This is a genomic window from Sphingomonas sp. Root720, assembly GCF_001428605.1.
Taxonomy (GTDB): domain Bacteria; phylum Pseudomonadota; class Alphaproteobacteria; order Sphingomonadales; family Sphingomonadaceae; genus Rhizorhabdus.
In genome coordinates, this window is sequence record NZ_LMID01000002.1 from 43724 (window position 1) to 64610 (window position 20887).

General features: G+C 68.8%; 16 protein-coding genes, 1 tRNA gene and 1 other annotated feature. Of the genes, 6 read left to right on the plus strand and 11 right to left on the minus strand.

Annotated elements, in window-relative coordinates; translation table 11 throughout:
• Positions 1-3 precede the first annotated feature (3 nt).
• Positions 4-1875 (plus strand): ATP-binding protein, encoded by a 1872-nt coding sequence (locus ASE22_RS06315; protein ID WP_056356457.1) that lies wholly within the window; start codon positions 4-6, stop codon positions 1873-1875.
• 25 nt (positions 1876-1900) lie between these two features.
• Here the strand turns inward: ASE22_RS06315 and ASE22_RS06320 are convergent, their stop codons facing one another.
• Both ASE22_RS06320 and ASE22_RS06325 read right to left on the minus strand, forming a co-directional pair.
• Positions 1901-2599, minus strand: coding sequence for a class I SAM-dependent methyltransferase (locus ASE22_RS06320; RefSeq protein ID WP_056356460.1), 699 nt, complete (start codon positions 2597-2599; stop codon positions 1901-1903).
• Positions 2592-3050 (minus strand): Rrf2 family transcriptional regulator, encoded by a 459-nt coding sequence (locus ASE22_RS06325; protein WP_056356462.1) that lies wholly within the window; start codon positions 3048-3050, stop codon positions 2592-2594. The genes ASE22_RS06320 and ASE22_RS06325 overlap by 8 nt, the downstream gene beginning before the upstream one ends.
• A gap of 105 nt (positions 3051-3155) precedes the next feature.
• Positions 3156-3211 (plus strand) — a sequence feature (sul1 is cis-regulatory element that is thought to sense ions involved in sulfur or methionine metabolism; They are found in Alphaproteobacteria).
• 62 nt (positions 3212-3273) lie between these two features.
• Between ASE22_RS06325 and ASE22_RS06330 the strand changes: the two genes are divergently transcribed.
• Entirely contained in the window at positions 3274-4770 is a 1497-nt protein-coding gene (locus tag ASE22_RS06330) for a SulP family inorganic anion transporter (RefSeq protein ID WP_056356464.1), read from the plus strand.
• Between the two features lie 37 nt (positions 4771-4807).
• Here ASE22_RS06330 and ASE22_RS06335 read toward each other — a convergent pair.
• The 7 genes from ASE22_RS06335 to ASE22_RS06365 all read right to left on the minus strand — a co-directional run bounded on the left by ASE22_RS06335 (position 4808) and on the right by ASE22_RS06365 (position 10964).
• Positions 4808-4881 (minus strand) — tRNA-Gly (locus ASE22_RS06335).
• A gap of 192 nt (positions 4882-5073) precedes the next feature.
• Positions 5074-6051 carry a copper resistance protein B gene (locus ASE22_RS06340; RefSeq protein WP_056356467.1) on the minus strand — a complete coding sequence of 326 codons (978 nt, stop codon included), beginning with the start codon at positions 6049-6051 and terminating at the stop codon, positions 5074-5076.
• The gene (locus ASE22_RS06345; protein ID WP_056356469.1) at positions 6048-7748 is read right to left on the minus strand and encodes a copper resistance system multicopper oxidase; all 1701 of its coding nucleotides are present in this window, start codon (positions 7746-7748) and stop codon (positions 6048-6050) included. Before ASE22_RS06345 ends, ASE22_RS06340 begins: the two co-directional genes overlap by 4 nt.
• Positions 7749-7836: 88 nt before the next feature.
• Positions 7837-8055: a hypothetical protein gene (locus ASE22_RS06350; protein ID WP_056356493.1), complete on the minus strand. Its 219-nt coding sequence runs from the start codon at positions 8053-8055 to the stop codon at positions 7837-7839.
• A 24-nt stretch (positions 8056-8079) separates the two neighbouring features.
• Complete coding sequence (locus ASE22_RS06355; protein ID WP_056356495.1) at positions 8080-8433, minus strand: hypothetical protein; 354 nt, start codon at positions 8431-8433, stop codon at positions 8080-8082.
• Between the two features lie 64 nt (positions 8434-8497).
• Positions 8498-9772, minus strand: a complete 1275-nt coding sequence (locus tag ASE22_RS06360) for a metal-dependent hydrolase family protein (protein WP_056356497.1) — start codon at positions 9770-9772, stop codon at positions 8498-8500.
• Positions 9773-9947: 175 nt separating this feature from the next.
• Positions 9948-10964 (minus strand): helix-turn-helix domain-containing protein, encoded by a 1017-nt coding sequence (locus ASE22_RS06365; RefSeq protein ID WP_056356471.1) that lies wholly within the window; start codon positions 10962-10964, stop codon positions 9948-9950.
• A gap of 311 nt (positions 10965-11275) precedes the next feature.
• On the opposite strand from ASE22_RS06365, the gene ASE22_RS06370 reads away from it, so the two are divergent.
• From ASE22_RS06370 to ASE22_RS06380, 3 genes are all read left to right on the plus strand, one after another.
• Positions 11276-13591 (plus strand): TonB-dependent receptor, encoded by a 2316-nt coding sequence (locus tag ASE22_RS06370; protein ID WP_056356472.1) that lies wholly within the window; start codon positions 11276-11278, stop codon positions 13589-13591.
• Between the two features lie 71 nt (positions 13592-13662).
• On the plus strand, positions 13663-15777 hold the full coding sequence (locus tag ASE22_RS06375; RefSeq protein WP_056356474.1) for a PQQ-dependent dehydrogenase, methanol/ethanol family: 2115 nt from the start codon (positions 13663-13665) through the stop codon (positions 15775-15777).
• Between the two features lie 38 nt (positions 15778-15815).
• Positions 15816-16310, plus strand: coding sequence for a GlcG/HbpS family heme-binding protein (locus ASE22_RS06380; protein ID WP_056356499.1), 495 nt, complete (start codon positions 15816-15818; stop codon positions 16308-16310).
• A 16-nt stretch (positions 16311-16326) separates the two neighbouring features.
• On the opposite strand, the gene ASE22_RS06385 is transcribed toward ASE22_RS06380, so the two are convergent.
• Entirely contained in the window at positions 16327-18057 is a 1731-nt protein-coding gene (locus tag ASE22_RS06385) for an ABC transporter ATP-binding protein (RefSeq protein ID WP_082545402.1), read from the minus strand.
• A gap of 96 nt (positions 18058-18153) precedes the next feature.
• Between ASE22_RS06385 and ASE22_RS06390 the strand changes: the two genes are divergently transcribed.
• A complete protein-coding gene (locus ASE22_RS06390; RefSeq protein WP_056356477.1) occupies positions 18154-19950 on the plus strand; it encodes an FAD-dependent monooxygenase in 1797 nt (598 codons plus the stop codon).
• A 34-nt stretch (positions 19951-19984) separates the two neighbouring features.
• On the opposite strand, the gene ASE22_RS06395 is transcribed toward ASE22_RS06390, so the two are convergent.
• Positions 19985-20629, minus strand: a complete 645-nt coding sequence (locus ASE22_RS06395; protein WP_235537400.1) for a 2OG-Fe dioxygenase family protein — start codon at positions 20627-20629, stop codon at positions 19985-19987.
• Between the last annotated feature and the right edge of the window lie 258 nt (positions 20630-20887).

Sequence of the window (20887 nt, forward strand, 5' to 3'; positions counted from 1 at the left end):
TCAATGATCCGCTCGCTCCTCATCGCCAATCGCGGCGAGATCGCCCGCCGCATCATCCGCACCGCGCGCAAGATGGGCATTCGCACCATCGCGGTGCATTCGGACGTCGACGCGACCATGCCGTTCGTGCGCGAAGCCGACGATGCCGTGTGCATCGGGCCCGCGCCGGCGCGCGAATCCTATCTCGTCCAGGCGAAGATCCTCGACGCCGCCAGGGCGACCGGCGCCGAGGCGATCCATCCCGGCTACGGCTTCCTGTCGGAGAATGCCGAGTTCGCCGAGGCGGTCGAGGCCGCCGGGCTCGTCTGGGTCGGCGCGCCGCCGCATTCGATCCGGGCGATGGGCCTGAAGGACGCCGCGAAGAAGCTGATGGTCGCGGCGGGCGTGCCCGTCACCCCCGGCTATATGGGCGAGGACCAGGACCCCGCGCATCTCAAGGCCGAGGCCGACGCGATCGGCTATCCGGTGCTGATCAAGGCGGTCGCGGGCGGCGGCGGCAAGGGCATGCGCAAGGTCGACCGTCCAGAGGATTTCGCCGACGCGCTCCTCTCCTGCCAGCGCGAGGCGGCCTCGTCGTTCGGCGACAATCGGGTGCTCATCGAGAAATATATCCTCGGCCCCCGGCACATCGAGGTCCAGGTGTTCGGCGACCGGCACGGCAATGTCGTCCACCTGTTCGAGCGCGATTGCTCGCTCCAGCGCCGCCACCAGAAGGTGATCGAGGAGGCGCCCGCCCCCGGCATGGACGCGGCCACCCGCGCCGCCGTGTGCGATGCGGCGGTCAAGGCCGCCAAGGCCGTCCATTATGTCGGCGCCGGCACGATCGAGTTCATCGCCGACGCTTCCGAAGGGCTGCGCGCCGACCGCATCTGGTTCATGGAGATGAACACCCGCCTCCAGGTCGAGCATCCGGTGACCGAGGCGATCACCGGCCAGGACCTCGTCGAATGGCAGTTGCGCGTCGCATCGGGCGAACCGCTGCCGAAGAGGCAGGACCAGTTGTCGATCAACGGCTGGGCGATGGAAGCGCGGCTCTATGCGGAGAATCCGTCGAACGGCTTCCTTCCGTCGACCGGCCCGCTTACCCGCCTGCGCCTGCCGCGCGGCATCAGGGTCGACAGCGGGGTCGAGGAGGGCGGGGAGGTGTCGCCCTATTACGACCCGATGATCGCCAAGCTGATCGTCGCCGCGCCGAGCCGGACGGCGGCGGCGGCGAAGCTCGCTTCGGCGGCTGGCAAGGTCGAGGTCTGGCCGGTGCGCACCAACGCCGCTTTCCTGGCGCGCGCCGCGGCCGATCCCGACTTCGTCGCGGGCCATGTCGACACCGGCTTCATCGAGCGCCACGCCGACCGGCTCGTCCCCGCGGCCGAACCCTCGGCACCCGTCCTGCAGGCGGCCGCCCGGGCGCTGCTGCCCGCCGACGCCGCCGACGCCTGGGGTGCACTGGCCGGCTTCCGCGCCAATGCCGCGCCCGAGACCCGGGTCGCGGTCGAGGTCGCCGGCCATGGCCATCTCGTCGCGCTCGATGCCGGGGCGACGGGCGGCAAGCTGCGCGACGTGGCGGGCGAGACGCTGCTGTTCCTCGGCGGCGAGGCTTGGCCGGTCGAGTCGCCGCGCGCCGACCATGCCGGCGGGGGCGGAGGCGTCTCGGACGGCGCATTGCTCGCACCGATGCCGGGCAAGGTGATCGCGGTCGAGGTCGCCGAGGGCGACACCGTCACCAGGGGCCAGAAGCTGCTGGTGCTCGAGGCGATGAAGATGGAGCAGGCGATGCTCGCCCCGTTCGACGGGGTCGTCGCCGAGCTCAAGGCGAGCGTCGGCGGACAGGTGAGCGAAGGCGCGGTGCTGGTGCGGGTGGAGAAGGTGGAGGACTGATCCTCCGCCTCCGCCTCCGCCGCCCTCACGCGGTCCCGACCCAGCCCCGCCAGGTAAAGGCCGCGTAGAACAGGCTCACCTCGGCAAAGCCCGCCGCGCGCAAAATCGTCTCGTCCTGTTCGGGGGTGAGCATGTTGACCGCGCGGTCGACCATGTCGCGGGCATTCTCCGCCATCGCGGGATCGACGCCCGACGAGACCGCGAACGCCGCATAGCGCGACAGCCACAACGCGCGTTCGCCGACGCCCTGGGGGAAGCTGCCGTGCACGGCGACGAAGGGCGCGCCCGGCTTCATCCGGGCGCGGATCGCACCGGCGGTGCGGCAGCGCTCCTCGGCGTCGAGGAAGTGAAGCGTCAGCAGGCAGGTCGCGCCATCGAACGGCCCGGCCGGCGCATCGTCGATATAGCCGTGGACCAGCTCGACCCGCTCCGCCAGCGGCCCGAGCCTGTGTTCGGCAAGCTCCAGCATCGCCGGCGCGGGATCGACACCGACGAACGTCCATCCCGGATGGGCCTCCGCCAGCGCCTTCAGCTCCAGCCCGCCGCCCGCGCCGAGCACCAGGATGCGGGCGTCGTCCGGCACCCTTTCGGCGAGCAGCAGGCCGGTCATGCGGTGAACCGCCTCCAGCCCCGGCACGAAGCGGCGTGGCCCGTCCGGATATTGGGCGACCTTCTCCCGGTCCTCGAAGCCCTTCATGAAATCCAGGGCGCCGTCTTCAGCCATGGTCGATCTCCTCATGCCCGTGCGGACGCGCCGTCAGGCGCGCGTGGAAGTCGGCGCTGAGCATCCCCAGCGAGACCTCGCCGAACCGGGCGAGCAACCGCGCCTCGGCCTCGTCGAAACTCCTGTCGAGCGCGGCGTTCACCGCCTGCTCGACGAGACAACCGGGCGCCTCGGTCCGGTTGCCCATCGCGAAGAGCGAAGGCCGCCCGAGCGCATCGTAGATGTCGCGCAGCGTGATATCGTCGAGCGGGCGGGCGAGCGTCCAGCCGCCGCCATGGCCTTTTTCCGACCGGACGAAGCCCTGCTCGCGCAGGCCGGCCATGATGCGGCGGATGACGACCGCATTGGTCCCCATCGCCCGGGCCAGCACCTCGGAGGTCACCGGCCCCGGCTGTTCGGCCATGTGCAGCAGCACATGGAGCACGCCCGATAATCGACTGTCCCGTCTCATGTAACTTCAAATAGTACGTGATGAGCGGGAGTCAAGGAATCTCCGCGGCGCCCGGCAATTATGCTTGCCCAAGCCGCGGCGGCGCGGTTAGGGCGCGTCATTCGTTTGGAGCCCGGTGAAAATCCGGGTGGCTACTCCGGCCGCCGATCCGCCGGACAACAGCACATATGTTCCCGCCAGCGCCGATGGGCGGGCCAGCGCCATGTGCCTTGTTGGACCTTCCATGACCGAGATGCTTTCCCGATACCGCCGGCAGTGGTTTGCCGATGCGACCTCGATCCGCCGCGATCTGCTCGCCGGCATCGTCGTCGCGCTCGCCCTCATTCCCGAGGCGATCGGCTTTTCGATCATCGCGGGGGTCGACCCGCGGGTCGGCCTCTATGCTTCGGTGACGATCGCGATCGTCATCGCCTTCACCGGTGGGCGACCGGCGATGATCTCCGCCGCCACCGCCGCCGTGGCGGTGCTGGTCGGGCCGCTCGTCCGCGAGCATGGCGTGAGCTACCTGTTCGCCGCGACCATAGGGATGGGCGTCATCCAGATCGTCGCCGGCCTGCTGCGGCTCGACCTGGTCATGCAGTTCGTGTCGCGGTCGGTGATCACCGGCTTCGTCAACGCGCTCGCCATCCTGATCTTCATGGCGCAGCTGCCGCAGCTCGTCGGGGTGCATTGGCAGACCTATGCGATGATCGCGGGCGGGCTGGCGATCATCTATCTCTTCCCGCGGCTCACCAGGGCGGTGCCCTCCCCGCTGGTCGCGATCCTCGTCCTCAGCGCGATCAGCATCGGCATCGGCCTGCCGGTCAACACCGTCGGCGACATGGGCCGCCTGCCCGAGGGGCTCCCCGCCTTCGCCCTGCCCGACGTGCCACTGACCTGGGAAACGCTGCGGATCATCCTGCCCTATTCGGTCACCATGGCCGCGGTCGGGCTGCTCGAATCGCTGCTCACCGCGCAGATCGTCGACGACATGACCGACACCGACAGCGACAAGCGCCGCGAATGCGCGGGCCAGGGCGGCGCGAACATCGTCGCCGCGCTGTTCGGCGGGATGGGCGGCTGCGCGATGATCGGCCAATCGGTGATCAACGTCAGCTCGGGCGGGCGCGGGCGGCTGTCGACCTTCACGGCCGGCGCCTTCCTGCTGTTCCTGCTCGCGATGCTCGGGCCGGTCGTCGGACGGATTCCCATGCCCGCCTTGGTCGCGGTGATGATCATGGTGTCGATCGGCACCTTCAGCTGGGCATCGATCGCCAATCTGCGGCGCCATCCGCCGACCTCGTCGATCGTCATGGTGACGACGGTCGTCGTCGTCGTGGCGACGCGCGACCTGTCGCTGGGCGTGGCGGCGGGCGTGCTGCTGTCGGGCATCTTCTTTGCCGGCAAGGTCCGGAAGATGTTCGCGGTCGAGCGAACCGCTTCACCCGACGGCACGCGCGCGACCTACCGCGTCACCGGCCAGATCTTCTTCGCCTCGGTCGACCGCTTCACCCGCGCCTTCCAGGCGGAGGACGGCGCCCGCCATATCCTGATCGACGTGTCGGCGGCGCATTTCTGGGACATCTCGGGCGTCGGCGCGCTCGACAGGATCATCGCCCGCCTGCGCCGCGAGGGCCGCACGGTGGACGTGGCCGGCTACAACCAGGCGAGCGCCGACATCGTCGACCGCTACGCCCTGCACGACAAGACCGGCGTGGAGACGGGCGCGGTACCGCACTGAACCGCTGCGCGGACGGCCGCCGATCGGGGAGGTTCGCTGGAGCGGGCGAAGGGAATCGAACCCTCCTAGCTAGCTTGGAAGGCTAGAGCATTACCACTATGCTACGCCCGCTCGCTCGATGACCTGGCGGCCGTGAGGCCGCCGCGTCCAGGGCGCCGCATGCGACGCCCTGTGGTGAGCAGCCTTTAGCCCCGGCCTCGAAGAGCGTCAAATGCTGTTCGCGCGCGGCGCCCGGATCCGTATCTAACGCCACGGGCAGGCAGGCGAGGCGGTCGTCGTCCCGCCCGCCCGCCTTCTCCGCCGTCAGAACCAGAAGCGGATACCCGCGACCAGGCCCTTCGTCGTCACGTCCTCACCGGCCAGCCGGGCGAAGCGGGCCGTGTCGCCGAACCGCCTTTCCCAGTTGAAGCCGACATAAGGCGCGAATTCGCGGACGATCTCGTAGCGCAGGCGCAGGCCCGCCTCGACCGTCGACAGGCCCGAGCCGATCCCGCTCCCGGCCACGTCCTGCGCCGCCAGGTTGATCTCGACGCGGGGCTGGAGGATCAGCCGCTGGGTGAGCCGCTGGTCGTAATGGCCTTCGAGCCGGGCCAGAACGTCACCCCGGTTCGACAGGAACAGCCGCGCCTCCAGGTCGAACCAATAGGGCGCGACCCCTTCGACGCCCACCGTTGCATAGGTGCGGTCGGGGCCATGCTGGATGTCCTGCCGGACGCCGGCCTGCAGGTTCCAATAAGGGTCGACCGCGCGCGAGTAGAGCGCCTGGACCTCGCCCGCCTCGACGCCCTGCCCACGCGTCGCCTCGCCCTCCGACATCAGTGCGAAGCGGTGGATATCGCCGCCGAACCAGGCCTGCCCGTCCCAGCGATAGCCGTCGCGCCCGTCGCGGAACTGGCGCTCGGCCAGGTTGAGGATCAGCTGGCGCTGCGTCATCGAGCCATGTTCGTGGAGCATGTGCGCCTCGGCCGGCGCCATCGCCTCGGCGCCGTAGAAGCGATCGGCGAGCCGATTGCGCTGGACCGGGGGAGGCGCGGCATCGCCGGCCGGCGAGTCGGTGCCGGTCGCCCCCTCCGGAGGCGGCGGCGCAGCAGGCGTCGCATGGTGATGCCCGTGCGGATCGGCCGCGGCGGCCGGCGGCGCGACCGGTGGCGTGGCCGTGGCCGGAGCCGGCGACGGCGTTTCCAGCGCGGGCATGGCCATGCCGGGCATATGGTGGTGCTGGTGCTGATCCTGGGCGAGGACCGGCGAGGCCAGCAGGACGGAGAGGAGCAGAGCCTTCATGCCGCTTCCTCCCCGGCCCGCACCTGCACGACCCGCATCATCCCGGCGTGCATGTGGTAGAGCATGTGGCAGTGGAACGCCCAGTCGCCCTCCACCCCGGTGACGTCGAAGCTGACCTTGCCGCCCGGCGCGACGTTGACCGTGTGCTTGCGCGGCGCATGGTCGCCATGGCCGGTCACCAGCTCGAAGAAATGGCCGTGCAGATGGATCGGGTGCGACATCATCGTGTCGTTGATCAGGTTGACCCGCACCCGCTCGCCCGCCCGGATCGGCAGCGGATCGCGCGCCTCCGACAGCGTCTTTCCGTCGAAGGACCACATGTAGCGTTCCATGTTGCCGGTCAGGTGGACGTCGATCGAGCGCGTCGGCGCGCGGACGTCGGGGTTGCGCTCGACCGCGACGAGATCGCGGTAGACGAGGACGCGGTGGCCGGCATCGTCGAGGCCCTGCCCCGGCTCGCCGGTGCGGTCCTTCGGCATGGGCGAGATGGTCTGGACGCCTGGCCCCATCGCCACCGTCGGCGCATTGGCCGGGTTGCGCATCGACATGTCCATGTTGTGGGCGCCATGATCCATGCTTCCCATGTCCATCCCCATGTCGGTCATGTCTGCGATCGGGCGGCGGCGCAGCGGCGGTACCTCCGCGACCATGCCCGGCCGGGGCGCGAGGGTGGCGCGCGCCATGCCCGACCGGTCGACCGCCTCGCCGACGATCGTGTAGGCGCGGTCCTCGGCCGGCTCGACGATCACGTCATAGGTCTCGGCGACGCTGATCTGCAGTTCGTCGACGGCCACGGGCCGGACATTCAGCCCGTCGGCCTGCACGACCGTGAGCTTCAGGCCGGGGATGCGGACGTTGAAGATCGTCATTGCCGAGGCGTTGATCAGCCGCAGCCTTACCCGCTCGCCCGGACGGAACAGCGCGGTCCAGTTGTCGCGCGGGCCGTGCCCGTTGACCAGGAAGTCGTAGGTGGTGCCGGTGACGTCGGAGATGTCGGTCGGGTCCATCCGCATCCCGCCCCATGCAAGGCGATCCCCGGGCGGCTGGTCCCGGCCCGCCAGCAGGCCGGACAGGGTCTGCCGCTGCCGGTTGAAATAGCCGGGCTCCAGCTTGAGCCTGCGGAAGATCTCGTGCGGGTGGAGCCGGCTATGGTCGGACAGCATCACGACATGCTGGCGGTCGCTGGCGATCGGATCGGGGCCGGCCGGATCGATCACGATCGGGCCGTACAACCCCATCTGTTCCTGCAATCCCGAATGGCTGTGATACCAGTAGGTGCCGGCCTGGACGATCGGGAACTCGTAGGTGAAGCCCGATCGCGGCGCGATGCCGGGAAAGGAGATGCCCGGCACCCCGTCCATCTGGAAGGGCAGGATCAACCCGTGCCAGTGGAGCGACGTCTCCTCGTCGAGCTCGTTGTCGACGCGGATGCGGACGGACTGTCCCTCGCGCAGCCGCAGGATCGGCGCGGGGGCGCCGCCGTTGATGCCGATCGCATGCCGGTCGCGCCCGTCGATCCGCATCATGCGGTGGCCGATGCGCAGATGGATGTCCCCGCCCGTCTCCTCGGGCAAGGGGGCGGCGATCCCCGTCGTGCCGCTTTGTGCCCAGGCCGGCCACATCCGGCCCAACCCCGCCGCCGTCGCGCCGACCATTGCGGCCCGCAGCAGCGCGCGCCGGTTCCATGATCTGTTCATGATCTTATGTCCCAATTTCGTCCTGTGGACGTATCACGGATGGGGAGGAGACGGTGCGCCGCACCCTCCCGCGGTCATCGACGGATCGTCAATGGCCGTGCGCGTGCCCCCTGGATGCGTCGGCATCCGCGGACTTTTCGCAACAATCGCGGCTTTTGGCCCGATCGCGGCAGCCGGACGCCTCGTCCCCGGGCCTGGGCGTGGCATGGCCCATATGGCCGGCATGCGCGGCATGGGGATCGGCGGCGCCCTGCACAGCCGCGGGCGCTGCGATCGCCAGCGCGATCGCGGTCATCATCAACGTCATCATATGTCTCCTGAGATTGGGTGTTCAGATCTCGGGAGGGGTTCGGGGAGGGGGCGGCTCATGGCCGAGGTCGATACCGTCGAGCCGGGCGACGCGAAGCAGCGACGGGGCCGAGGCGGCGAGGGCGGGTGCGGGTGCAAGGAAGGGCGCGATCGCATGCAGCGCCGAGCAGGCCGCCGCGCAGTCGATCTTCATGCCGTCCCTGCCGCCCGGCCGGTCGGGAAGCATGCCCGCGCAATGCGCGTCCATCATCATCGCGACCGGCATCGTCATCGCGACCGGCTGCGCTGTCGGCATCGCCGCGCCCGCGCCGGTCATCAGGACCGGCGACAGGAACAGGGCGAAAGCCGCCATGAGCAGGGCGATCGGACGGACCATCGCGATCATCCTAGCCGATCGCCGGCCGATATCCAATGATGGTCCGGATACGCGTCCGCCGGAATCAGGAGACGGGCTTGCCGCCCGTCTTCACCACCGCGCCGCCCTTCATGACGAAGTCGACCTTTTCGAGCGTACCGACATCCTTCAGCGGATCGCCGGTCACCGCGATAAGGTCGGCGAAACGGCCGGCCTGGACGAGGCCGACATCCTTGCTGCCCAGCAGGTCGGCGGCGTTGCGGGTCGCGGTCTGGATCGCCTCGATCGGGGTCAGGCCCGCGGCGACCAGCAGCTTGAACTCCTGCGCATTCTCGCCATGCGCCGACAAGCCGAAGGTGTCGGTGCCGAAGGCTATCTTCACGCCCGCCGCATGGGCGTCGCGCACATTCTTGGTCAGCGCGGGCGCGATCGCCAGCGCCTTCTGCGCGGTCGAGGGGTTGAGCCGTTCGGGATGGGCCTTGGCAGTCTCGTAGACCCGCTGGCCGACCAGCAGAGTCGGGACGAGATAGGTGCCGTGCTGCTTGAACAGCTTGTAGCTCTGCGCGTCGGCGAAGCTGCCATGCTCGATCGAATCGACGCCCAGTTCGATGGTGTGGTCGATCGCCTGCTTGCCATGGGCATGGGCGGCCACCCGCATGTCCAGAGCATGGGCGGTCTCGATCACCGCCTTGATCTCGGCATCCTCCATCAGCTGCAGATTGGGATCGTCGCCGATCGACATGACCCCGCCCGACGGCATGATCTTGATCACGTCGGCGCCCTCGCGCTTCAGCCGGCGGACGGTCTGGCGAGCCTCCTCGGGGCTGTCGATCACCGCGTCGCGGGCGTGCGGCAGTTCGGCGATGTCGGGAATCAGGCCGTTGGCCGGGTCGCTATGCCCCCCGGTGGGGCCCAGCGCCTCGCCCGCGACCCACATGCGCGGGCCGGGGATCGACCCTTCGTTCACCGCCCGCTTCAGCGCGACGACGGCGTGGGTCGCGTCGCCGACGCTGCGGATCGAGGTGAAGCCGGCCAGCAGGGTCGCGCGCACATCCTTCACCCCGTCGATCAGTTCGTCATAGGCCGACCGGGTCATCGCGTTGCGGATCGGGTCGCCCAGGTGGAAGGCGTGGGTGATGTGGACATGCATGTCGATCAGGCCCGGCAGCACCGTCTGCTTCGACAGGTCGACCAGCGTCTCGCCCGCGCGCAGTTCGACGAAACCCGGCTCGACCGCGCGGATGCGGTCGTCGTCGATGATGATCGACACGCGCTCGCGCGGGGCGGCGCCGGTGCCGTCGATCAGCCGGCCGGCATGGACGATCGTCGTCGCGGCGATCGCCGAGGTCGCGGTCGACATCAGCAGGGTGGCGGCAAGGAGGGCGTTGCGCAGGATCACGTCGGTCTCCGCTGGTCAGAAGGTCGGTGGGAAGGTCAGGAGGGAGAAGGCTGGGGCAAAGCCGGCCGGGAAACCTGTGCGGCCTCCCGACAATCTTATGAATGCTTCCATTTCCGCCCTTCCCGCGTTCGACGGCTCAGTTCAGCCGGGCCCGCCCGGCACGCGGCGAAAAGCCGAAGGTTCGCTTGAACGCCGTCGCGAAGTTGCTGGGATGCTCGTAGCCCGCGTCGAAGGCGATCTCGGTGATCGACAGGTCGGTGGTACGCAGCTGTCGCAACGCCTGCTCCATCCGCTGGCGCTGCCGATAGGTGGCGATCGTCGTCCCGGTGATCTGCTTGAAGCTTTCCATCATCTGGGTCTCGTTCCAGGCGAGCATGCGGCAGAGCTGGGCGATGCTCATCGCCGCCCCCTCCCTGCTGTCGAGCAGCGCGCACAGGTCGCGGACCTTGCGGCGGTCGCGTTCGCGCGGTGCGGCCGCCGCATTGGCACCGGACAGCTGGCGCAGCGACAGATAGAGCAGCTCGAGCGCCTTCGCCTCGAGCATCAGCGCGCTCAGCGGGTCGGTCTGGAGGCTCATCATCTCCTCGACCAGCGCACGCAGCTGCGGCGGCAGAGGCGTATAGCCATAAGCGAAGCGCGACGCCGGCCCCTTCAGATATTCGGCGATCGGAGCGGGGAGATCGCTGTCGCTGGGCGACATCAACTGGCCCGCGAATTCGCGGCTACACACCATGGTGATGCAGCGCATGCGCGCATCCTCGCGCACCGTCTCATATTTCACCGTATGGGGCGGCTGCACCAGGAAGGACATCACGCCCGGATCGACGGCGGTGATCTCGCGGCTGGCGCCGGCGATTCCGCTCGCCCCGTCGAGTTTGAAATGCAGCTTGAGATGGTCGTCGCTGAAGAACTCGAGTTCCTTGCGCTGGGCCCGGTATACATCGGTCATCACGAAGGAGAAGCCGCGCCGCACGGTCATCCCCTGGAACCAGCCCGATGCCTGGTCGTCGCCCGGCGTCATCCGCGGCATGCGCCATATTCCCGACACCGGATCGGCCTTGAGACCGCTGAGGAAGGCCCGGGCGTCGTCATCGAGCATCGAGCCGAGTGTCGGGTCGATGCCACCATGATCGTCGATCGGATTCCTGCTCAAACCGATGCTCCCCGGAAAGGACGGGAGACTATACGCCGGGACCCCATCCTGTCCACCGCCAGGTACCGCCCGGGAACATTTGTTCGCTGCCAAAGGCTTATATCCATCCATATACCGCCCTGCGCCGTGGCGAAGGCCTGGACCTACGCGCGATCGAGAACCCGGGCGATGCCTTTCCCCCGCTCTTTTGGCTTCGCAAAGATATTTCGGGGATTCGGACAGGACGCGCCGCCCGGTCTTCCGCAGTCTAGGCTCGACCCGCAGCACAGGGACGCAGATCCCTGCGGGACTCTCGAAAGGGGACCGAATTCATGCAGCCGACCCATAACAAGTCCATTTCCCTGCCTGCCCTGCTGGCGATCGGCGTTTCGGCCATCGCGCTCGCGGGCCCGGCGCGCGCGCAGGACGGCGCGGCCTCGGCCGAAGCCGACGGCGGCGACATCGTCGTCACCGCCCGCAAGACGCGCGAACGGCTCCAGGACGTTCCGATCTCGGTCAACGCGCTGTCGGGCGACCAGCTGCGCGATCGCGGCGCGGTCGACATCAAGGACGTGTTGCGCAGCGTGCCCGGCCTGTCCTTCTCGGGTACCGAGCGCGGCCTTGGCAACTACAATATCCGCGGCGTCAGCACCGTCGCCTCGGCACCGACCGTCGGCATCTATCTCGACGACATCTCGCTGGTCACCATCGCCACCTCGTTCAGCGGTGCGTTCGACCCGGTCTTCTTCGACATGGAGCGGATCGAGGTGCTGAAGGGCCCGCAGGGCACGCTCTACGGCGGCAGTTCGATGGGCGGCGCGATCAAATATGTCAGCGCCAAGCCGAATCTGACCGAGGTGGGCGGCAGCGCCGCCGCCGGCGCCGCGACCACCGCGCACGGGTCGATGTCCTATAACGCCGAGGCGGTGGTGAACCTGCCGCTCGTGCAGGACGTGCTCGCGGTGCGCGGTGGCATCTATTACCGCCATGACGGCGGCTATATCGACAATGTCGCGGGCGGCTTCATCACCAACCAGCGCTTCTCGACCACTGCGGCACCGACCTACACGCCGCGCCGTCAGGCCTCGCTCAGCACCCGCGACGCCGCCAACCAGAACGAGGCCGACACCTATGTCGGCCGCCTGTCGCTGCTGTGGCAGCCCGACGAGACGCTCTCGATCCGTCCGGCCGCCTTCTACCAGCATTACAAGCTCGCCAATCCGGGCCAGTTCATGGTCGGCGAACCGACCCTGACCTCCTCCTACCGGATCGCGCAGCCGACCACCGACAAGGCGGGCATCTACAGCCTCGACATCAACAAGGAGATGGGCGCGGTCCAGGCGACCTCGCTGACCGCCTATTTCGACCGCAAGCTCGATTTCGTTCGCGACTACAGTTATTTCATCGGCAATCTCGTGCAGCCGCTCTATCCGCTGGTCAGCGACAATCTGTCGGCCAGCCACACCAAGACCTTCAGCCAGGAACTGCGCCTCGCGTCGGCCGACAGCGACGGCCCGCTGACCTGGATCGCCGGCGTCTATTATTCGCACCAGGACGACAATCTCTATCAGATCGTCACCACGCCCGGCGCGACCCCGGTGATCGGCACCGAGGTCGGCTATCTCGGCGACACCACCACCGTCACCAAGCAATATGCCGCCTTCGGCGAGGCGAGCTACAAGCTGCTCGACAATCTGGACGTCACCGCGGGCGTGCGCCTGTTCCAGATCAAGCAGGTGGTCGACATATTGGGCGACGGCCCGTTCAACGGCGGCCTGACCCAGGTCAACGGCCGAAAGAGCAACGAGAAGGGCATCAATCCGAAGTTCGGCATCTCGTACAAGGTGACGCGTGACAATCTGATCTACGCGTCGGCGGCGAAGGGCTTCCGTCCCGGCGGCCCGAACCGCTTTCAGGTCAATCCGGTCCTCTGCGCGGCCGACCTGAACCAGCTCGGCCTGAGCAAGGCGCCCGACACCTTCGATTCGGACAATCTGTGGAGCTATGAACTGGGCACCAAGAACCAGTTCGGCGGCATCATGTTCAACGGCGCCCTGTTCTACACCGACTGGAAGAAGATCCAGCAGCAGATCAACCTGACGAGCTGCGGCTTCGCCTTCACCGGCAATGCCGGCGCCGCCGACGTGAAGGGCGCCGAGGCCGAGGCGCGGATCAACCTGACCCGCGCCTTCCAGGTCGGCGGTACCGCCACCTACAGCGACGCCAAGATCTCCGAAGTCGTGCCCGGTACCACCGCACAGGACGGCGATCAGGTGCTGGCCGTGCCGAAATGGATGCTGAGCGGCTATGCCAGCTACAATGTCGCGATCGCCGATGGCTGGCGCGGCCAGATCCGCGGCGAATATCAGTATCAGAGCCGTTCGCGCCGCCAGTTCAACCGGACCCAGGCCATCCTCTATCCGGGCTCGGTCGCAGGCGACGTGCCGAACCAGGCCGAATTCCGCGGCGCCTACCAGGTCGTCAACGCCTTCGCGTCGATCACCGACGGCGAGACCGAGTTCCGGCTCTACGTCAACAATCTGTTCGACAACCGGCCCTTCATCGATACCGACCTGACGTCGGGCGCGAACCGGTCGACGACGATCCGCCCGCGCACCATCGGCCTGGAAGCGCGTCGCCGCTTCTAAATCGGCACGGGTTGGGAAATGATGCCCGGGAAGGCGGCGGCCGTCGCCTTCCCGACAGGGAGCGAGACGTGATGAAGGCAATCCAAGGGCGCAACCGCCGCACCATCCTGCGAACCGCCCTGGCGGGCCTGCTCGCCCCGACTCTGGTCGCGGCCAGCCTCGCGGGCGGCACGGGGGCCGGCGACTGGCGCGCGGAAACGGCCTATTCCTATCCCGCCCCCCAGGTCGCGGCGGCCAATGTCGGCCGGCTCGGGGTCGCCTGGGAGTTCGACGATTTCGTCGTGCGCGGCAGCACCCATCGCGGGGTCGAGGCGACCCCGCTGGTGGTCGACGGGGTGATGTACCTGACCGGGCCGTGGAGCGTCGTCTATGCACTCGACGCGCGCACCGGCAAGCAGCTCTGGCAATATGACCCCGAGGTCGACGGCCAGTTCGCCCGCCGCACCTGCTGCGACGCGGTCAACCGCGGCGTCGCGGTCGCCGACGGCGTCGTCTATGTCGCCGCGCTCGACGGCTATCTGGCGGCGGTCGACGCGAAGACCGGCAGGCAGCTGTGGAAGGTCGATACGATCACCGACCGCGCGATGAGCTACGCGATCACCGGCGCCCCCCGGATCGCCGGTAAGAATGTCGTGATCGGAAACGGCGGCGGCGAGATGGGCGCGCGCGGCTATGCCAGCGCCTATGACCGCAAGACCGGCAAGCTCGCCTGGCGCTTCTTCGTCGTTCCCGGCGACCCCGCCAAGGGCGACGAGCACCCCGAGGTGACCGAGGCGCGCAAGACCTGGGACCCCAAGTCGCGCTGGGACCTGGGCGGCGGCGGCACGCCGTGGGATTCGATCGTCTACGATCCCGACACCAACATCGTCTATGTCGGCACCGGCAACGGCATGCCGCACCCGTCCTGGCTGCGCTCCCCGAGCGGGGGCGACAATCTCTACCTGTCGTCGATCGTCGCGATCGACGCCGACACCGGCCGCAAGAAGTGGCATTACCAGACGACCCCCGGCGACAGCTGGGACTATACCGCCACCCAGAACATGATCCTCGCCGACATCGCGATCGGCGGGCGCCAGCGCAAGGTGATCATGCAGGCGCCGAAGAACGGCTTCTTCTACGTGCTCGACCGCGTGACCGGCGAACTGCTGTCGGCGGAGAAGTTCACCACGGTCACCTGGGCCGACCGCGTCGACCTGAAGACCGGCCGGCCGGTGATCGCCGACCAGGGCAATTATTCGCAGAGGACCAAGCTGGTCTGGCCGTCCGAAGCCGGCGGTCATAACTGGCCGCCCATGTCCTACAGCGCCGAGACCGGGCTGGTGTACATCCCGGTGCTCGAGGCGCCGATGACCTTCCAGATGCTGGAGCAGCCCAAATATCGGCCGTACAGCAACATGCAGGGATCGGCCGCCTCCTTCCCCGGCTTCGCCTTCGGATCGAACAAGACCGGCGGCGCCGACGACATCTTCGCCGGCCAGCCCGCGCCGACCTTCCAGCAGATCGTGCGCGCCTGGGATCCGGTGCGGCAGAAGGAGATGTGGTCGTCGAAGCCGATGCCCTTCTGGAGCGGCGGAACGATGGTGACAGGGGGCCTCGTCTTCCAGGGGTCGGCCGATGGCTGGCTGACCGCCTATGACGCGAAGAACGGTGCCGTCGTCCACCGGATCAACGTCGGCACCGGCATCATGGCTTCGCCGATGAGCTACACGATCGACGGCGTCCAATATGTCGCGGTGGCGGCGGGCTTCGGCGGTGCGCTCAACGTCTCCTACCCGCCCGGCGCGGTGGCGGCCGAGCGGCAGAACCGCGAGCGGCTGATCGTGTTCAAGGTCGGCGGTCCGGCACCCGAGCTGCCGCCGCTGCGCGAGGCCAGGCCGTTCACGGCAGCCCCCGCCGAATATCGCGGCACCGCAGCCCAGGTCCAGCACGGCGCCGCGCTCTACGGCCAGAATTGCGGGCGCTGCCATGGCGGGCCGACAGGCATGGGGGGCTATCCGAACCTGTGGAAGATGGCGCCCGAAACGCATGCCGCATTCGAGTCGATCGTCCTCGACGGGGCTTTCGCCTATGCGGGCATGGCGTCCTTCGCCGACGTGCTGAGTAAGCAGGACGTCAAGGACCTCCACGCCTTCCTGGCCAAGCCGGTCGACGAGCAGGCAAAGCCCACCGAGAACCGGATGCACTGATGCGGGCGGCGGCCGCCTGTCCGCCGACGGAGACCGATATGAACATCTCGAAACGATGGGGCGGCGCGATCGCGCTGCTCGCGATGACGGCCGGCGTCGCGGTCAGCGCGGCGACGCCCGCCCCGGCCATTCCGGTGCTGACATTGCGCGATGCCGTGGCGATGGCGCAGGGCGCGACCGCTGCGGCCGAACGCGGCGGCCAGGCGGTGTCGATCGTCATCGTCAACCGCGAGGGCCGGGTGATCCTGGCGCAGCGGATGGACGGCGCCTCGTTCAAGAGTCTGGAGGTCGCCGAGGGCAAGGCGGCGACCGCCGCCGCGCTCGGCGTGCCGACCCGGCTGCTCGAACAGGCTCTGGCCAAGGGCGACCAGTCGGTGCTGTCGGTGCCCGGGGTGATCGCGATCGCGGGCGGCGTGCCGGTAACGGTCGACGGCCGGGCGATCGCCGCGATCGGCGTTAGCGGCGGCGCGCCCGCCGACGACGAGGCGGTCGCCGGCGCCGCGCGCGATCTCTACCCAGCCAAAGCCCGCTAAACGCCGGTCGGACCGATCAGGCTGCGGGCGGCGCGGCGCCGTCCGACAGCCGGCCCGCCTCGATCCGGACGATCCGGTCGGCGCGGTCGAGCATGAAGCCGCCATGGCTGATCGTCACGATCGTCACCCGCCCGTGCAGCGCGGCAATCGCATCGGCGATCACCGCCTGGTTGCCGGGATCGAGCGCGCTCGTCGCCTCGTCGAGGATCAGCAGTTCCGGACGGGTGAGCAAGGCGCGCGCGAGCGCGAGACGCTGGCGTTCGCCGCCCGACAGGCGGACGCCGTTATCGCCCACCTGGGTTTCGAGGCCGGCCGGAAGCGCGGCGACGAAACCGGCCGATGCGGCCGCGAGCGCGTCGTCCATCTCGGCCTCGGTGGCATCGGGCGCCACCGCCAGCAGATTGTCGCGGATCGTGCCGTTGAGCAGCGCCGACTGCTGCTCGACATAGCCGACCGAACGGCGCCAGCGCAGCCGCTCGGCGCCCGTGATCGCTATGCCATCGATGCTGATAGTGCCATGGTCGGGCTCGATCATGCCCATCAGCAGGTCGGCGAGCGTGCTCTTGCCCGCGCCCGATGGGCCGACGATCGCGGTCGTCGTCCGCGCGGGGATGGTCAGCGAGACCCCGTCGAGCACAGCGCGGCGCCGGCCCGGGTGCGACAGCGAGATGCCGTCGAGGCGCAGCGCCTCGCCCAGGACGAACCTCGGCGCGCCGGGAACGGCGTCTGGCTCGGCGGCCGCGTCGAGCCGGTCGATCAGCTCCAGCACGGTCTCGGCGGCGGGGACCGCGTGCAGCCAGGTGCTCCAGCTGTCCTGGACGCGTCCGATCATCGGCCCCAGCCGGACGATCGCATAGAGCAGCGGCAGCAGCTTCGCGATCGGCAGGCCCATCAGGACATGGCCGAAGCCCACCAGCGCGACCCCGAACAGCGCGGTCACGATCTGCCCGAAGGCCGAGATCCGGCCGAGATTGGCGGCATGGTGGATCTGCAGCGCCCGGAACCGATCGACCGTCGCGTCGAGTTCCGCCTGCGCATGCTCCTGCCGGTGCAGCAGGCGGTTGAGCCGCACGCCGGACATGCCCTCCTGCGCGATCCGGTGCACGTCCTGGGCGACCGGTCCAATTTCCCGGCCCAGCCGCGCCACCTGCGCGCGCCTGCCCATCAGCAACAGGCCCACGAGCAGACCGCCGCCCATCGCCACCAGCGCGGTCTGCCACGATATCAGCACGATGACCGCCAGATGGGTCAGGATCGATATCACCAGCGCGAGGAGCTGCGTCGCCGCGAACAGGCCGACGCCCAGCCGCCCGAGCTGGGTCGACATGACGGCGACATGATCGGCGGTGCGTTGCGCCGACAGCCAGCGCCACTCGGCGCGTCCGACCGCCGCGAACAGGCGGCGGCGCAGATCGTCGACGACATGATATTCGAGGGTGCGCTGCTCGAGGATCGAGGCCCGGCTGATCAGCGCGCGCGTCACGACGATGGCGACGCCCAGCGCGAGGACGAGCAGGATCGCCTGGGCGTCGGGCAGCCCGATCCGGTCGACGATCCGCCGCACCGCCGACTCGCGCTGGTCGAGTGCGGCGAGGATCGGGATCAGCACCAGCAGGCCCACGCCTTCGGTCAGGCTCGTCAGGATCGACAGGACCACGACCCGTCCCACCCGCGGCTTGCCCCGCAACAGGTCTAGCAGCATCGCCAGGGGCGTGCGCGAAGGAACGGGGCCGGCCGGTGATCGCATCGCCTGCGTGCATAGGTGGTCGGTGTCGATTCATCCAGCCGCGGATGGGCCGCATCGCGATTGGCTTGGAACCGGGGCTGTCGTAGGGATGAGGAGATGAGCGACATTCCGAACCCCGTCGGCGAAGCCGATATCCTGATCGTCGGTGCGGGTCCGGTGGGCCTGGCGCTGGCGGCCGATCTCTCCCGGCACGGCCGGCGCCCGATCGTGCTCGACGGCAAGGGACAGATCGGCTGGAGCAGCCGGGCGATCTGCCTGTCGCGGCGCAGCCAGGAGATATTCGACCGGATCGGCGCAGGCCCCGCCTTCGCGGCCAAGGGCCTTCCCTGGTCGCGCGGCAAGACCTTCTACCGAGACGCCCTCGCCTTCGAGCTGCAGATGCCCTTTTCGCCCGACGACGACCGGCACGCGCCGTTCATCAACCTCCAGCAATATTATAGCGAGCAGTTCCTGCTCGATGCCGCCGAACGGGCCGCGAAAGACGCAGGCCATCCGGGCATCGTCCGCTGGAACCACGACGTCCGCTCGGTCGAACAGACCGCCGATCATGTGCTGGTCGAAGTCGACACGCCCGACGGAAAGAAGCGCCTCAAGGCCGGATGGCTGGTCGCGGCCGATGGCGCCCGTTCGGCGGTGCGCCAGGCGCTGGGCCTGAAGCTCGGCGGCGATTCCTACGAGGGCCGCTACCTGATCGCCGACATCGAGGTCGACGGGATCGAACGGCCGGTCGAGCGCCATGTCTGGTTCGACCCGCCGTCCCATCCGGGATCGACCGTCATCCTGCACGTCCAGCCGGATCGCATCTGGCGCATCGACATCCAGCTGCGCGACGACGACGGCGACGAGATGCTGGAGGAGGACCGGCTCCTGCCGCTGCTCCAGGCGCAGCTCGATATGATGGGGGTGACCGCCGGCTGGCGGCTCGTCTGGAAGAGCATCTACCGCGCCCATGCGCTCACCCTCGACAGCTACGTCCACGGGCGGGTGATGCTGGCGGGGGATGCCGCGCATCTCGTGCCGATCTTCGGGGTGCGCGGGCTCAATTCGGGGATCGACGACGCGCATAATCTCGGTTGGAAGCTGGCGTTGGTGGCAGCCGGCAAGGCGCCCCCGGCACTGCTAGACAGCTATTCGGCCGAACGGCTGCGCGCCACCCGCGAGAATCTCGCCGCGGCGACCAAGAGCACCTGGTTCATGTCGCCGCCGACCCCGGGCTTCGAACGGATGCGCGACGCAGTGTTGGCGCTGGCGGGCACGCACCGCTGGGCGGGTGAGCTGCTCAATCCGCGCCAGTCGACCGCGCATGTCTATGACGGCTCGCCGGTGATCGTGGCCGACGACGACCCCAATGGCGTGCGGCCCGGTTCGGTGGTGCCCAATATGCCGGTCCGCCTCGATGGCGGCGCGGCGCATCTCCACGACGCGCTCGCGGCGACGCGCTTCACTCTGCTGCTGTTTGCCGACTATTTGCCGGCCGGGCCGATCCTGCCCTCGACCGACGCCTTCGATGTCGTGACGGTGGCTGGCGGCGAAGATGCCGGGATCGTCGATGCCGACGGCGCGCTCGCGCGCGTCTTCGCCGCGGATCGCTATCCGGTTCACCTCGTCCGGCCCGACGAGCATCTCGCCGCCCGGCTCGCCTCCGCCGATCCGACGATGGTCGCCGCGGCGCTCGAGGTCGCGGTCGGCCGGACGCCGCGCGCCACCGGCGGGGGCGCGCCCGTGGTCCGCAACGACACGCCGCTCGAACGGATGTACGAGGCGATCGCTGCCAGCCTGCCCGATGACGGCGGCGCGGCCGCCGACAGCCTCGCCCGGCTCTGCCTGCTGCTGTGCAACGAGGCCGGCAGCGCCGACCGCGTCGTGGAACTGGTGGCGGAAGCCAAAGGCTGATCGGTCGCCGGACGACCCGGCGGCGCGCCTGGGGCTATGCCGCCTTGAAGGTGACGACCAGCACGTCGCGATAGGCCGGCTCGCCGGGATCGAGCGGCACGATCGGGGTGACGGCATGGTAGATGCGGTGATCGTCGACCAGAACGGCATCGAACGGCGCGGCGAGGCAGAAGGCGCCGATCTCTTCGCGATCGCGCCCGTGGATCTTGGTCACCCCCTCCTCGACATTGTGGCGGGCTACCAGCATGACCAGCACCCAGTCGACGCCGTCGCGGTGGAGGCCCTCGGGCGTCGGCAGGCCCGCCGCATCGGCGGCCGCCTCGATGCGAAACTGGTGGACCTCGACATGCCAGCTGAGGGCGTTGCCAGGCGTTAGCGACGAGAAGACGCGGTTCGCGAAATCGATCACGCCCGACAAGGTCGAGCCCGTGGCGACACCCGGTTCGATGGGCTCGAACCAGCGTTCGATGCCGCCGTTGAGCATATTATAGTCGCGGCTCTGATAGTGCGGCTGATGCGCCTTGCGCGCGATTCCGTCGGGGCCCACGGCGAAAGTCGCGTGCCGCCGGCGCCGGTAGCGACCGCCGTCGGCCATGAAGCGATCGTCGCCGAGCCGGTCCCAGCTGCGTGCGAAATCGCCGAAATCGGCGACGGCGGGCATCGGGAGCAATCCGCGCATGTCTTCGGCTTCGATGAAGAGGAAGCCGTCGCGGTGGAGGCGCGGTTCGATGTCGAAGGGGGCCGGGCTAGCCGGAGGCTCGTTCGACGGGCGGGATGAAGAGGACATGCCGTCCCTATGGGCCAGAGCGAAGCCCCATGCCAGGTGTGAACGCAAGCTGGCCCGCGAGCTTGAGGCTAGCGGGCTGGTATGTTGTGTGTGTGGGTGTGTTGTGGTTGTTGGATTGGTTGCGGGGACAGGATTTGAACCTGTGACCTT